The sequence below is a fragment of the Nocardia suismassiliense genome, assembly GCF_900269665.1.
Classification (GTDB): domain Bacteria; phylum Actinomycetota; class Actinomycetes; order Mycobacteriales; family Mycobacteriaceae; genus Nocardia; species Nocardia suismassiliense.
Window position 1 is genome coordinate 5256589 of record NZ_LT985361.1, and the last position, 14198, is coordinate 5270786.

Annotated in this window: 13 protein-coding genes; 4 read left to right on the forward strand and 9 right to left on the reverse strand. The window is 65.8% G+C overall.

Annotation, left to right across the window (positions count from 1 at the left end):
* The first annotated feature begins 11 nt into the window (after positions 1-11).
* The gene (locus DBO33_RS23375; RefSeq protein WP_107656959.1) at positions 12-1211 is read left to right on the forward strand and encodes an MFS transporter; all 1200 of its coding nucleotides are present in this window, start codon (positions 12-14) and stop codon (positions 1209-1211) included.
* On the forward strand, positions 1208-2521 hold the full coding sequence (locus DBO33_RS23380) for a cytochrome P450 (RefSeq protein WP_107656960.1): 1314 nt from the start codon (positions 1208-1210) through the stop codon (positions 2519-2521). Before DBO33_RS23375 ends, DBO33_RS23380 begins: the two co-directional genes overlap by 4 nt.
* A gap of 19 nt (positions 2522-2540) precedes the next feature.
* Here the strand turns inward: DBO33_RS23380 and DBO33_RS23385 are convergent, their stop codons facing one another.
* The 9 genes from DBO33_RS23385 to DBO33_RS23425 all read right to left on the reverse strand — a co-directional run bounded on the left by DBO33_RS23385 (position 2541) and on the right by DBO33_RS23425 (position 12026).
* Entirely contained in the window at positions 2541-3314 is a 774-nt protein-coding gene (locus DBO33_RS23385; protein ID WP_107656961.1) for an ATP-binding cassette domain-containing protein, read from the reverse strand.
* A complete protein-coding gene (locus tag DBO33_RS23390) occupies positions 3311-4144 on the reverse strand; it encodes an ABC transporter ATP-binding protein (protein ID WP_107656962.1) in 834 nt (277 codons plus the stop codon). The genes DBO33_RS23385 and DBO33_RS23390 overlap by 4 nt, the downstream gene beginning before the upstream one ends.
* Positions 4141-5037, reverse strand: a complete 897-nt coding sequence (locus tag DBO33_RS23395; RefSeq protein WP_199856726.1) for an ABC transporter permease — start codon at positions 5035-5037, stop codon at positions 4141-4143. Before DBO33_RS23395 ends, DBO33_RS23390 begins: the two co-directional genes overlap by 4 nt.
* Positions 5034-5984 carry an ABC transporter permease gene (locus DBO33_RS23400; RefSeq protein WP_107656963.1) on the reverse strand — a complete coding sequence of 317 codons (951 nt, stop codon included), beginning with the start codon at positions 5982-5984 and terminating at the stop codon, positions 5034-5036. Before DBO33_RS23400 ends, DBO33_RS23395 begins: the two co-directional genes overlap by 4 nt.
* A gap of 10 nt (positions 5985-5994) precedes the next feature.
* Positions 5995-7557, reverse strand: coding sequence for an ABC transporter substrate-binding protein (locus DBO33_RS23405; RefSeq protein WP_107656964.1), 1563 nt, complete (start codon positions 7555-7557; stop codon positions 5995-5997).
* 127 nt (positions 7558-7684) lie between these two features.
* A complete protein-coding gene (locus tag DBO33_RS23410) occupies positions 7685-8701 on the reverse strand; it encodes a TauD/TfdA family dioxygenase (protein ID WP_159080438.1) in 1017 nt (338 codons plus the stop codon).
* Positions 8702-8715: 14 nt separating this feature from the next.
* On the reverse strand, positions 8716-9999 hold the full coding sequence (locus tag DBO33_RS23415; RefSeq protein ID WP_107656966.1) for a hypothetical protein: 1284 nt from the start codon (positions 9997-9999) through the stop codon (positions 8716-8718).
* A complete protein-coding gene (locus tag DBO33_RS23420; protein WP_107656967.1) occupies positions 10000-11592 on the reverse strand; it encodes an NAD(P)/FAD-dependent oxidoreductase in 1593 nt (530 codons plus the stop codon).
* Entirely contained in the window at positions 11589-12026 is a 438-nt protein-coding gene (locus tag DBO33_RS23425; protein WP_159080439.1) for a nuclear transport factor 2 family protein, read from the reverse strand. The genes DBO33_RS23420 and DBO33_RS23425 overlap by 4 nt, the downstream gene beginning before the upstream one ends.
* Positions 12027-12307: 281 nt before the next feature.
* On the opposite strand from DBO33_RS23425, the gene panC reads away from it, so the two are divergent.
* Positions 12308-13180, forward strand: a complete 873-nt coding sequence (gene panC / locus DBO33_RS23430; RefSeq protein ID WP_325050735.1) for a pantoate--beta-alanine ligase — start codon at positions 12308-12310, stop codon at positions 13178-13180.
* 22 nt (positions 13181-13202) lie between these two features.
* Positions 13203-14186 (forward strand): NRDE family protein, encoded by a 984-nt coding sequence (locus tag DBO33_RS23435; RefSeq protein ID WP_107656970.1) that lies wholly within the window; start codon positions 13203-13205, stop codon positions 14184-14186.
* Positions 14187-14198: the final 12 nt, after the last annotated feature.

Consider the following 14198-nt stretch of genomic DNA (forward strand, 5'->3'; position numbering starts at 1 on the left):
CTGGAGGCCCGATGCCGTTCTGGTTGATAGCGATCACCTTCGCCGTATTCGTCTTCTACACCGACGATTACATGATCGCGGGCGTGCTCCCCGAACTGGCCGCCGACCTCGGTGTCTCGGAATCCACGGCGGGACAGCTGGTTTCGGCCTATTCCCTGGTGCTGGTGATCGGCGCACCGCTGATCGCGTTCGCGTCGGCCCGCCGCACTAGACTCAGCGTCTTCGTCATCGCATCGATAGTCTTCACCCTGGCGAATCTGCTGTCCGCCATTGTCGATACGTTCTGGGTGCTGATGGTGCTGCGGGTGCTGGCCGCCGCTGCTGCCGCCGCCTGCCTGCCCGCCATGTTCGCGCTCGCGCCGACGCTGGCGCCTGCGGAGAAGCGCAGCGCCTACATCGGCATCGTGTCCTCCGGCATCGTCGGCGCCCTCGCGCTCGGGGTGCCGTTCGGCACGCTGATCGCCAGCGTCTTCGGGTGGCGCGGCAACTTCGTCGTCTTCGCCGGGTTGAGCGTGTTGTCGATGGCGATGCTGTTCGGTGTCCGTAAGTATCTGCGCGCGCCCGGCGAAATAGTCTCGGCCCGAACACATCTCACGGCTTTGTCCAGCAGGCCGGTGCTCACCGTCTTGCTCGGCAACACCATCCTGCTCGGCGGCGCGTTGATGATGTTCACCTATTTCGGGCCGTTCGCGGCAGACTTCTCGAATACCTCACTGCGCCAACGCGGTCTGCTGTTCGCGGTGGCCGGCATCGCGGGCCTGATCGGCTCGGTGGCCGGCGGCATCTTCGTGGACAAGAAGGGCGCGTCGGCCGCGCTGCGCATCGGGTTCGGCCTGTTCCTGGGCACCATGGTTGTCTTCTCGATCCTGACGATCTTCGCGCCCATCCCGATGCCCGTGCTGGTGGCGCTGACGCTGGTGTGGTCGTTGGCGCTCTACTGGACCGCCCCCGCCATGCAGACGATGCTGCTCGACGCCGCACCGGATTCGGCGACCCAGGTGCTGGCACTCAACTCCTCGTCGACCTATTTGGGCGTCACCCTCGGCAGCATCGCCGGTGGCGTGACGCTGTCCCTGTTCAGCCCCTTCGCGCTCCCGATCGCCGCAGCGGCGCTCAGTGCGGTCGCCTTCCTCGTCATCGAGGGCCTCGCGCGGCGCGCGACGGCGGCGGAGCGGCTCCAGCACGACCAGGCGGAAAGGACCACCCCATGACCGGCGCGTACCCACCGGCCCCACGGTTACCGCGGCTACTTCAGACCGTGCTGCACACCAAACGGCACGCCCAGTTCCTCGGCGCCCAAGCGCGCCGCTTCGGTGACGTCTTCACGGTGCGGCTGCTGCCGCCGTATCCGGAGCGCATCGTGGTGTTCTCCCGGCCCGACCACATCAAGGAGATCTTCACCGCCGGTCCGGCCGATCTGCATGCGGGCGAGGCCTATCGGGAGCTGTCGATGATCATGGGCGAGCACTCGGTGCTGCTCACCGACGACAGCGAACATGCCCGCGCCCGCAGGCTGCTGATGCCGGCCTTCGCCGGCGCGGCCCTCAACGGCTACCGCGCCCTGGTCGAGGACATCGCCAAGACCCAGGTGGAGCGGTGGACCGCCGGTTCGACCGAGCACATCCTCAGCCGGATGGAGGATTTGACGCTCGATGTGATCACGCAGGTGGTCTTCGGCGTCGCCGACGAGCAGCGCAGGGCCGAGCTCACCCCGCAGCTGCGCCGGATCACCGACATGAGCCCGGTGGTGCTACTCGGCTGGAAGTGGCCGCTGCTGCGGCGGTTCGGGCCGTGGCGGCGGATGGCCGACGCCCTCACCGCGGTCGACGAGCTGCTCTACGCCGAAATCGCCCGTCGCCGAGCGCATCCGGAGATCGATCAGCACGCCGATGTGTTGTCCCGGCTGCTGGCGGTCGGCTCCGGTGACGATCCCGGCACGGCGCCGCTCAGCGATGCGGAGCTGCGCGACCAACTCGTCACGCTGCTGCTGGCGGGTCATGAGACCACCGCGTCGGCACTGTCCTGGGCGCTGCACGAATTGGCCGCCGCCCCGGAGGTGCAGGATCGGGCCAGGCAGGCCGCCCGCGACGGTGACGACAAATACCTGGAGGCGGTGGTGAAAGAGGCACTGCGCCACCGGATGGTGATCGGCCGGGTGCAGCGCCAGCTCACCAAGGACATGACGATCGGTGGCGTGCCGCTGCCGCGTGGCACCCGGGTGTCGACGTCGATCGTGCTGGCCCACCAGAATCCGGCCAATCATCCTGCACCGGAACGCTTCCGGCCCGAGCGTTTCCTCGAAGGCACGGTGGCGCCGAATACCTGGCTGCCGTTCGGCGGTGGGGTGCGCCGGTGCATCGGCGCGGGCTTCTCGCTGATGGAGGGCGCCGTAGTGCTGCGGGCGGTGCTGACCCGCTACCAGCTCGCGCTGCCCGGTGCACCCGAGCGTGGGCGCGTCCGCAACATCACCAACGTGCCCGCACGTGGCGCACGGCTCGTGGTTACCGCGTTGAACAACTGACAGCGGAACAGGATTCGGCTCAGAACGGCAGCATGGGGACCGCGTCGAGCAGGGCTTGCGTGTAGGGGTGCTGGGGATTCTCCAGCACCGTCTCCGCAGTACCGCGCTCGACGATGACCCCGTCCTTCATCACCAGCAGCTGATCGCACAGCTGCTGCACGACACCCACATCGTGGGACACCAGGATCAGCGACAGCCCGAATCGCTGCACCAGATCGCGCAGCAGCTCGATGATCTGGGCGCGGGTCGGCGCGTCCAGCGCGGAGAACGGTTCGTCGCCGACGAGCACCTTCGGATTCGGCGCGAGCGCGCGGGCGATCGCGATGCGCTGGCGCTGTCCGCCGGAGAATTCGTGCGGATAGCGCGCTGTCGCATCGGGTTCCAGCCCGACCGCCACCAGCAGCTCGGCCACCCGGTAGTCGTGGTTACCCGGTATGCGCAGGCATTCCAGGGGTTCGGCGATCGAGTCGCCGACGATCATCCGCGGATCCAGCGAACTCAGTGGATCCTGCAGCACCACTTGGACTTCCCGGCGGAACCAGGCCAGATCGCGACCGGTCACCGGTTTGCCCTGATACCGGACCACGCCTTGATCCGGTCGGTCGAGGGCGAGGAGCAAACGCAGCAAAGTCGACTTGCCGGAACCGGATTCGCCGACGATGCCGAGATGGCTGCCCTCCGCGAGTGTGAGGTCGACGTCGCACACCGCGTGCCGCTGCGGTGCGCGGTGCAACAGGCTGGTGCGCGGCAACCGGAACGACCGGCTCAATCCTTCGGCCTCCAGCAGGATCACGAGACCACCTCCGCCGAGTCGCTGTCGGCACCCAGTCGGGCGGTGCCGGAGCTCCGGCGGAACGACGAGGCCCGCGCCAGCTCCAACAAGGTCTGCAAGTAAGGATGGGTCGATCCGCGCAGGATCTCCCCCAGGTCGCCGTCCTCGAGGACACGCCCCTGGCCGAGCACCACCACGCGCTGCGTCATCTGCGCGAGCACCGCGAGATCGTGCGTGACGAACAGCAGCGCCGAACCCTGCTCGGACACCAAATCCTGGAGCAGCGCCAGGATTTCGGCCTGCACCGTGACATCCAGCGCGGTCGTCGGTTCGTCGGCGATCAACAGCGCGGGCCGGGCGGCCAGCGCCATCGCGATGCCGACTCGCTGCCGCTGCCCGCCGGAGAGCTGATGCGGAAAGGCGCGCACGGTATGCGCGGGATCCGGCAGCCCCACCCGGGCCGCCAGTTCGGTCGCCGCGGCCTGGGCCTGCCGACGTCCCATGCCCTGGTGCAGCCGCAGCGGTTCCGCGATCTGCCTGCCGACCCGCATCAGCGGATTCAACGCCGACAGCGGTTCCTGGAACACCATGGCCATCCGGCTGCCGCGCACCTTCGACAGCTGCCGGTCACTGCGGCCGATCAGTTCGACACCGTCGAGGGTGATGCTGCCGCGCACCCGCGCCTCCTCCGGCAGCAGGCCCATGATCGCCAGTGCGAGCAGGGATTTCCCGGATCCGGAGACGCCGATCAGGCCGAGGCGGGCACCGGCGTCGATGGCCAGGTCGACCTGGTCGAGCAGGATTTGCTCGCCGATCTCGACCGTCAGGTCGGTCACCTTCAGTAGCGTCATCGCACCGGCACCCCCTTGCGCAGCCGCGGATCGGTCACGCTGCGCAGGGCGTCACCGAGCAGATTGAAGCCGAGCACGGTGAGCGCCACCGCCAAGCCCGGCCACACCACCAGTAGTGGCCGCACCTTGATGTAGTCCTGTTGCGCGCGCAGGATGCCGCCCCAGGACGGCGCCGACGGTGAACTGCCGTAGCCGAGGTAGGTCAGGGCCGCCTCGGCGAGCACCGCCAAGGCCATCACCCAGGACAGCTGCACGATCAGCGTCGGCGCGATGGCGGGCAGCAGGTGTTTGCGCACGATCCGAGCGGTGGACGCGCCGGACGCGCGCGCGGCCAGCACGAAATCACTGGTCAGCACCCGGGCTACCTCGGCCCGCGCGACCCGGGCCACCGCGACGCCCGAGCTGATGCCGATGGCGACCGCCACCGTCATCATCGAGCCGCCGTAGACCGCCGCCAGCACCATCGCCAGCAGCAGCGCCGGGAACGCGATCATGATGTCGATCAGCTGCACCACCACCGAGCCGACCAGGTGCGGGGTCAGCTGGGTGGCCAGCGCCAGGATCAGGCCGAGCACGCCCGCGATCGCCGCGACCACCAAAGCCACCGCGAGCGTCTGCCACGCGCCGGCCAGCACCTGGCTGAAGACGTCGTGCCCGACCCGGTCGGTGCCGAGCAGATGGCCGTTGCTGAGCGGCAGCAACCAGGCCCGGCCGGGGTTGGTGGCTTGCGGATCGTAGGGGGTCCAGAACAGCGACACCAGGCTGGCGACCACCAGCGTGCCCACCATGATCAACCCGAAAACCCCACTGGGCCTTCGGATCAGCGCGGCGCCCATCACCTGCAGGGCGCGGCGCCTGCGCGCCCATTTGGGCCGGTTGACGGCATGGATCACAGCCTGGCCTCCAGCCGGGGGTCGATGAGCCGGTGCACGATATCGACGACGAAGCCGAGTACCAGCACCGCGGAGACGATCAACAGCACCTCGCCCTGGACCTTCACCAGATCCCGGTTCGCCACGTCGGACAGCAGCATGCTGCCCACACCCGGCAGCGTGAACACCCGCTCGATCACCACGGCCCCGACGATCAGGACCGCGAACTGCAAGCCGAGGATCGAGACCACCGACGGCGCGGCATTGCGGAAACCGTGCCGCACCAACGCCTGCGTCCGGGTCATGCCCTTGGCGCGCGCGGTACGCAGATACTCCGAGTACAGCACCCCCAGGATGGCCGAGCGCGCGAAGCGGAACAGCACCGCGCCCTCGGACAACCCGAGGGTGACACACGGCAGGATCAGGCTGCGCACCGCGTCGTCGGGCTGCTCCCATCGGTTGACCGGAAACCCTTGCGCCGGAAGCACTTGCAGCTCCACCGCGAAGACCAGGATCAGCAGCATCGCCAGCCACAAACCGGGCACCGCGGTGCCGAGCTGGGACAGGGCGTTGGCCGCCTCACCGGTCTTGGTGCGATGCCGGACCGCGGCCCAGGTGCCGAGCGGCACCGCGAGCCCCAGGGCGATCAGCAGCGATCCGATGATCAACGGCGCGGTGACGGCGAGCTTCTCGCCCAGCTCGGCCCCCACCGAGGTGCCGTTCAGCTGGGAATGCCCGAAGTCACCGTGGAAGACACCGCCGATCCAGGACAGATACTGCTCGGGCAGCGACCGGTTCAGGCCGAGGTCGGCGCGCAGGGCGGCGATCTGCTCCGGCGTCGCCTGGATGCCCGCGACGGTGGCCGCGACATCGCCGGGCAGCAAGCGCAGCATCGCGAAGATGAGCACGCTCGCCACCGCGAGCGACAGCAGGAGCAGCCCCGCTCGCCGGATCAGATACCAGAGCAAAACACCTCCGTCACTTGGCGACCGCCAGCTTGCTCAGCGGGAACCGGTTGTTGGTCTCGTGCTGCGGCACGCCGTAGATGCCCTTGCGCACCACCGTGTTCAGCTCGACGAGGAACAGCCAGTCACACGGCGCGTCCTCGGCGATCTGCCGAGTCATCTTGCGCAGCAGGTCGTTACGCGCGTCTTCGGTCTCCGCGGTCAGCGCGTCGCGGTACAGCTGCTGCACCTGCTTGTTGTCGTATCCGAAGTAGTACTCGGGGCGGGCGTAGTTGCCGATGTCGCGGGCCTCGGCGTGGATCACCACGCTCAGCTCGTAATCGTGGTTCTTGTACACCTTCGACAGCCAGGTCTGGAACTCCACCACCCGAACGTTGAGCGTGATGCCGACGTCCTTCAGGTTGGACACGAGAATGTCGCTGAGCGCGGGGATGTAGTGGTTCGGGTACTCCACGGTCAGTTGCAGGCCGTTCCCGTATCCGGCGGCGGCGAGCAGCTTGCGCGCGTTCTCCGGGTTGTACTGGTCCAGCGAGCTCAGGTCCTCGTACCAGGGATCCTGCGGTGGCACCGGGCCGCCGATGCGGATGCCGGCGCCGAACGTCTTGATGATGGCGTCCTTGTCCAGCGCCTGCCGAATGGCATGGCGCACATCAGGGTTCGCCAGCACCGGATTGGCCTCATTGAACGCGAGGGTGTATTCGTCGGTGCTGGTGCCGCGCAGCACGCTGAACTTGTCCTCCTGGCCGCGGAACGCTTGCAGCAGGGTCGGATCGGACGCGGTCAGGATATCGATCTGCCCGGTCAGTTCGGCATTGTTCGCGGTGTTGGGCTCGATGATGTAGTGGAACACCACCTTTGCCACCTTCGGCGCGGGACCGCGGTAGTCGTCCCACCGCGACAGCGTGAGAGTGGAGCCGCGGTTCCACTGGGTCACCCGGAACGGCCCGGAACCGTTCTCCGCACCGTCGAGGGTGGCGAAGTCGGTACCGCTCTTGTAGACGATGCCGCCGCGATGGGCCAGGTTCCACAGCAGGGTCGTATCGCGCTGCTTCAGCCGGATCGTCACGGTGGCCGGGTCGGCCGCGGAAACGTCGGCCACCGACTTGAAGTCCTGCGCGCGCAACGACTTCGAGCCCGGCGCGATCACCTGCTGCAGCGACCATACGACGTCCGCCGAGGTCAACGGCGAGCCGTCGTGGAACTTCGCGTTCTGCACCAGGCGGAAGGTGTAGGTCAGGCCGTCGGGCGACTGCTCCCACGAGGTGGCCAGCGACGGCACGAGCTGATCCTTGGCGTTGGTGTCGACCGCGACCAGGCCCTGGTAGACGTTGTCGAGCAGCACCTGGTCCAGTGCGACACCGGCCGTGGTGAAGGTGTTCAGGCTGGCCGGCTCCAGCGCGAATCGCACGTTCACCGTGCCGTTCAGGTTCAACTGATCGTCCGGTGGGGTCGCGGCCTGGGTCGACTGGCTTCCGTCGGTCCCGTCGGGGCCGACCTCACCGCCGGTCCCGCAGGCACTCGACAGCGCGACCACCAGGGCCAGCGCGACAACAGCAATCGGACGTACGCGCCTCAAATTACGCTCCCCACGGTGCGAACAGCAATATTGCGAAACTGGAATCCAGTGGCGAGACTAGAATTTAGCACTACGGACCTCTTTCGGAAGCCGAACACGCAAGGCATGCCACGCGTGTCGGCGATGGTCAGCGAATCTGCTTCTGCGGCATACCTTCTCGGAACGCGGCATGCCCCGGCGGCGGGGTCGGCGCGTCGAACGGGTTCAGCCAGACCCGCAGTAGTTCACGGTTGATCTCATCGGCATCGACGAATGCGGTACGGGCGTGCACGACGACATTGTTGTTCAAGAACTGGATATCGCCGGGATTGATCCGCATGGTGATCTTGTTTTCCGGCCGGTCGGCGATCTCCTCGAACGTTTTGAGCGCCAATCGTTCCACCGGCGACAGCTCCAGATCGAATCTCTCGTGCGCGGACTCGATGAAGTGCCGCACATAATAACGACAGGTGAGCCTGCCCTCGTGCCAGGCGAAGACGGCATTGCGGTAGTACGGCACTTCTCCCTCGAGCTGTTCATCGCGCCGGTCGTAATAGAAACCGGCGTAGTACAGGCCGAGCAGTTCCCGGTGATTGCGCAGCAGTTCGTTGTGAATGGTCATCGAGCTGGTGATGCTGCTCAATCCACCCTCGCCTGCGGATTGCAGGCACAGCAGGCCGACGATGTCGGAGCTATCGGTGTGGAACGGTAGCGCCTCGTTGGTCTGATAACCGCGGGTAGCCGCGTTCAACAGTCCACCGTTGCCATAGTTCTTGACCGGCACCATGATTTCGCCGCGCGCGTTCTGCGTCACCGCGGGCCCGAGGTGCGCACATAAACCCCAGTACATCAGCTCGATATCGGCGCGCGGGATGTCGGCACTGATCGGGAAACCGCTCAGCACGGCCAGCCCGCTCTGCGACGTGAGTTCGTGGGAAACGGCTTTCAGCTTCTGCGCGAGACCGTCGAGCGGAAAGTCTTCGCGGGTAATGCTACCGAGCTCTTTGCCGGTTCGCCGAGCGTATTGCAGCGCTTCGAACAGCTCGCCGATATCGTCGGCGGTCAGCGGCGTCGTCCACTGGGCGGGATCGGTGAAATCGCTGCTCTTCCAGGCAGCCGGGCCGGTGATGAGGTCGGTGCAGAGGGGATACGAATCGGTATCCATGTCGATCATTCCCTTCACGAGCGGAGATACGTCACCAGTGGACGTCTATCGATGCCGACTCCGGCCGGGACGGTCACATCCAATCCACGGCCGTGCGTGCAGGTGACCAGAAGTTCCAGCGCGAGATCGCGTTGCACCATGCTGCCGCCCATACCCACCACGGCGGGCAGCACCGAAATCAAGCGTCGCACTGCTTGTTCCGGGTTCGATTGGCAGTAATAGAGGAAACTTTCGGCCACGCCGACCGCGGTGCGGCGGGTTCCGGTCAGGTGCGCCGCCATATCCGTGGCGTCCGCACCTATTTCTTGGGCCAGCCGCATGGCCGGCTCGTATCGATCGGCGCCGATGATCGCCAGCAGCACGTGCAGATCGACGAAGGCCGAGTTCGACGCACCGCGGATATCCAGTGCCTTGTCCGCGACCGCGGCGAAATCGTCCGGCCCGACAATGCCCGCCAGCCGCAATCGCCACAGCAGGGAGACCGCGTCGCAGAATTGCATGGCCGAGCACTCGGTGGCCAGCACGGCGGTGACATCGCCGGTGAGGCCGGTCAGCGCGTCGTGGTCGGACTCGGCCATCGAGTTCAACGCGTGATGCCAGCTGAGATGCGTACGCAGCAGGCAACTTTCCGAGTTCCACCGGCCGCGCGTGGCGGACAACAGCTCCGAGACGGCGCCGTGGTCGCGACTCTCGAACAGCGCGTGCGCACAGGCGTGCACCGCCCACGGGTTGTCCTGCGGGGCCAGCGACAGCGCGCGGCTACCCGCCTCGTACGCCTTGGCGAACTCGTGGTTCTCGCCGTAGGCGAAAGCGAGCATCGCCAGCAGGTACGGGTAGGTCTCGGTCGCGCCCTCGGTCAACAGCGGACTGCTGGACAGGCGCGACAGCAGCGTCTCCGTCGCACCGGTCAGGAAATCGACCTGATGCCCTGCGGCCAAGGCCAATTCGTCGGTCGGGAACTGCCGGGAAATGTCGAGCAGGGTGTCGCCCGCCGCGCCGTACGCGCCGTGCAGCAGGTGCCGGATCGCGTCGAGGTGGGCGGCTTCCAGGGCGGACAGCGTGCCTGCGTCGATCCGGCGCAGCGCGTCGACCACCTCGGCCGGCGGCCGGACGCCGCCGAGCAGATACAGGTAGGCGCGCAGCATGACGACGATCGGCTGCTCGGCCTCGTCGGGCTCGAGGCCGTCCAGCGACGTCACCATGGACCGGTCGAATCTGAGCAGCCCGTTCAGCGAACCGGAGACGGCGGCCGCTACCCGATCGCTGTAGGACGAGATGGCTACCCCCTTCATATCCACCTAACTCTCCGCGGCGGGCAGGCCGCCTAGATAAAGCTCGCGAATGCCCGGTCGGGCCGTACGCGCCCACTCGATCGCGCTGTCCACCTTGGCCATATCGATGTCGAAGTACGGCTGCGACATATCCGTCAGGCCGAACGACGGTGGCACGAAGTCGACATCGGCGAACAGCGTGCCGAACTGCGCGACCGCCGCTTCGAGGCTGATGTCCTTGCGCCAGTAGGACTCCATGATCTGATCGGACTTCTGGTAGAACGCGTCGATGAAGCCGTCCAGCCCGGCGCCGGGCGCCGCGGCGGTCTTCGGTAGCGCGCCCTGTCCGGCGGCGCGAGCGGCGGCGTGCTCGGCGACCTGGCGCAATCTGGCTTCGGTGCGCATGGTGCCCGTCACCTGATTGACCTGCCAGACCCGGAACCAGGCGTTCCAGAGTCGGTAGTCGGTGAAGGAACGGAAGGCGTTGCCGACGATGAAATCGTTCTCCTCGATCAGGCTGGCCTGCATCTGCTCGATGTCGTCGAACGTGCGCGGCGTGAAGCCGCCCTCGAATTGTTCGATGAGCCGCTCGGCCAGCCGATCCACCACGACCGCCGTGTTCTGCATGCCGCGGGAGAACAGCGGATCGATGAAGCCCGCGGCGTTGGAGGTGAGGCACCACCGGTCGCCGACCGTTTGTGTCGACGAGTATTGCAACCGGCCCGCGCTCACCCATTCGCGCTCGTTGCGCGCGTGCGCGAACTGCTTGCCGATCTCCGGATACGTCTCCAGGAAATCGGCGAAGGCCTGCTCGGGGTTCGGGTGCGGCTTCTCGTCGCCGTCGTCGATGCGCCAGACGATGCCGACGCTGCACAAGGGATTGCTTGATTTCTCGGTGTTGTCGAAGGGGATCACCCACATCCAGCCGCCGTCGAAGACGTGATGCAGGGTGCCGGTGTGCCATTGCCGCGGGCCGTGCACTTCGGTGATGTCGTCGAACGGGAGAACGCCGCTCATGTGCGTGAAGATGGACTTCGACCAAGCGCGCAACCCCTCGGTGGTGCGCAGTCCCAGTTGCGCCGCCAGCGGTGAATTGCGGCCGCCCGCGTCGACGACGTACTCGGCGGTGATCCGGGTGCCGTCGTCGCCTTCGAAGTGCACACCCGCGTCGGTGATATCCAGCTTGCGGGTGGCGACCCCTTCCAGTAGCACGGCGCCGTAATCGCGGGCGCGCAGCGCGAGCCAGTGGTCGACATCCTGCCGGAAGAGGTGCGATTCGGTTTCCACGATTTCGGACAGCGGAAACTGATGCACTTTCTGCGCGATGGTGCCCGGCTCGTGATAAACGAAGCCGAAGTTGTTCTTCATACCGCACGTGCCGACCGACCCGATGAGATTGTCGAACGACGAGAGCACGGCCAACTCGGGCACGCCGTATTTGATGCTCATCAGTTTGTAGAGCTTCGAGGTGTTCGGAATGGTCGATTCACCGATGGCGAATTTCGGATGCGGTTTGGGATCGACCATGCAGGTGCTCAGACCCGAGGCTTGGAGGCACAGCGCCAAGGAGCTACCGGAGAGTGCCGAGCCCAATATCAGCACGTCGAACTTTTGGGTCATGCCTGGGCTCCCTTGCCTGATTCTCTACGCAGCGGAGTTTGTTGGTGATACTGCATCAGCCAGCGATTGTCGCGTTTGATATACACCGTAGAAATAGCTGCGTAGATACCGTCTAGACCCACGCGTTTCTGATACATCTCATAGAAAACTATGTGCGCATCGGCGCCTAAGGGGCGCTCGTGGAATTCGAGTATCTGGTACGTCTCGATCGCAGGCGCTCCGGCGACCGCGTTCAGCGCGATCTGCCGCGAGAGCGACGCATGCGGGGACGGCACCGCTAGCACGGCATCGTCGGCCAGGACGCTGTCGTAGAACTCGGCGCCTTCGCCGGCGCTCAGCGCGCGCCACTGGAGGAATTCGATTTCGGCCGGACCGAGATCGGCGACATTGTCGTTCACCGATGCACCGACATTTGTATTGACTGGAGTGACCATGAGTACCCGCCTAATTCCCGCGAGGAGACAGCCGGGCCGCCTGGCCCTCCCCTGGGCCGCCGATAGTTTTTTGTTCCGTTTGCAAACACTAGCACGGTCCGCGCATGGGCTGCAACAGTTTTCGAGTTGTCCGGATGACCGAATGATGATTCATCAACAAAGCAATCGGGGTGCGTTATACAGCTGCGTTGTCGGCACAGTTCGGGTACGGTCGAAGTGGTTCACCCATACCTCCGTCGCACCGACCGAGGGCGTTCGAAACAAACAGGAGGGGAGAATCGTTGGAGAGACCGCGCGTCAGCAATTATGCAGATGGCGCATTGACTGTTCATCATGATCCGATAACCATGTCCGAGGTATCTCGCGAGCTGCGCACGAGTGGCCGAGATGTCGCTCTCGTGCCCACAATGGGAGCACTGCACGACGGCCATCTCGCTCTGGTCGAACAAGCGCAGGAAAGCAAATCCGAGGTCATTGTTTCGATCTTTGTCAACCCATTACAATTCGGGGCAAACGAGGATCTCGACCGCTATCCACGAACGCTCGAGGCCGATCTCGCACTGCTCCGCGAAGCCGGTGTGCCCTTGGTCTTCGCACCCTCCCCCGCGGACATGTATCCGGACGGCCGCCGGACCACCGTGCTGCCGGGCCCGCTCGGCGCCGAACTCTGTGGCGCCACCCGGCCCGCGCTCTTCGGCGGGATGTTGACCGTGGTGGCCAAGCTCCTGCAGATCGCCGGGCCGACCGTCGCGTTCTTCGGCGAAAAGGACTACCAGCAGCTGATATTGATCCAGCAGATGGTCCGGGACCTGAACTTCGGCATCCGGATCGTCGGCGTCCCGACCGTGCGCGAGCCGGACGGGCTGGCACTGTCCTCCCGCAATCGGTATCTCGATCCGGACGAGCGGCAAGCCGCCATCGCACTGCCTGCGGCATTGCAGGCGGGTGCCCGCGCGGGCGGTTCGGGAGCCGAGGCTGTGCTCGCCGCTGCCCGCACGATCCTCGACGCCCAAGCCCGAGTCGAGGTCGAGTATCTCGAATTGCGCGATACCGAGCTCGGACCCGCGCCCACCTCCGGCCCCGCCCGGCTATTGGTCGCGGCGCACGTCGGCAGCACCAGGCTGATCGACAACATTTCGTTGACCCTGACCTAACGAGACGTGAGACGGAAATACCATGAGCACCTGCCTGTTCCTCCTCGACAGCCGAAACGCGAGATTCGTCGCCATCGAGTCCCGCGACCAGTCGATACATCGCCCGCACGGTTACGAAGCGGCCCGCAAACTCGGGCTGGCACACCGCTTTTCGTATGGACCGCACTGGTTCGCGAATCCGAGTCTGCGCGATCGAGTATTCACGATCCGTGACGCGGGTACCCCGGTGCCGGCCGAGGTCGTCGGCGGTCTCGATATCGATGGCGGCTCGTGGCTCGCTTTCCACCGCGGCACCGGCGTCTATTGCCGGATTTTCGCCGACACCGCGATCGGAGACGAATTCGTCGCGGCGAGCGGGCTGCCGATGGATTGTGTGACTGCCGATTCGGCACGAGACGCCGTTCAACTCTTGGAGACACGCTTGCTGCCCGCTCTCGACGGCGCCCGGCGGATGCCCGGATTCCACCTGGTGATAGCCGACTCGAGTAATGCATTCGTGGTCACGTTCGACGGCCGCGATACCGTGGCGGCCACGTCGTTGGCCGCCGACCGCCCGCACGTGCTGACCGAAACCGGCGCCGCGGCCGATGATGAATTCAGCAAACATCTGCAAAGCCGCGCGGAGGGCGTGGCGGCCCCGACGGAGAACCTGCCCTCGTGGGGTCCGTGGGTGTCCGTTTTCGCGGGAACCGACGCCGATGCCCCCGACTACTCGGACGAAAGTTGGCTCGCCAACCGCCATTCGGCCATTCGGCCGCCCTATCGCGACACCGACGACACCGACCGATACAAAAATGTCGCACTTCGACCAGTGACCGATCCGAGCCAAGTAGCGTGGACCAAGAGCGTCACGATATATTCTGCCGGAAGGACCGGGGCGGAGTTGTTTGCATACAACGAGCGGCAATTGTTCGACTATCAGCCATTGCCGACCGACGTGCACAAAATGGGCTTCCCCACGACTACCGACGACTTCTTCGTCGTGATCGCGAACGAGAATTCCTGAGCCGAGGTGGGT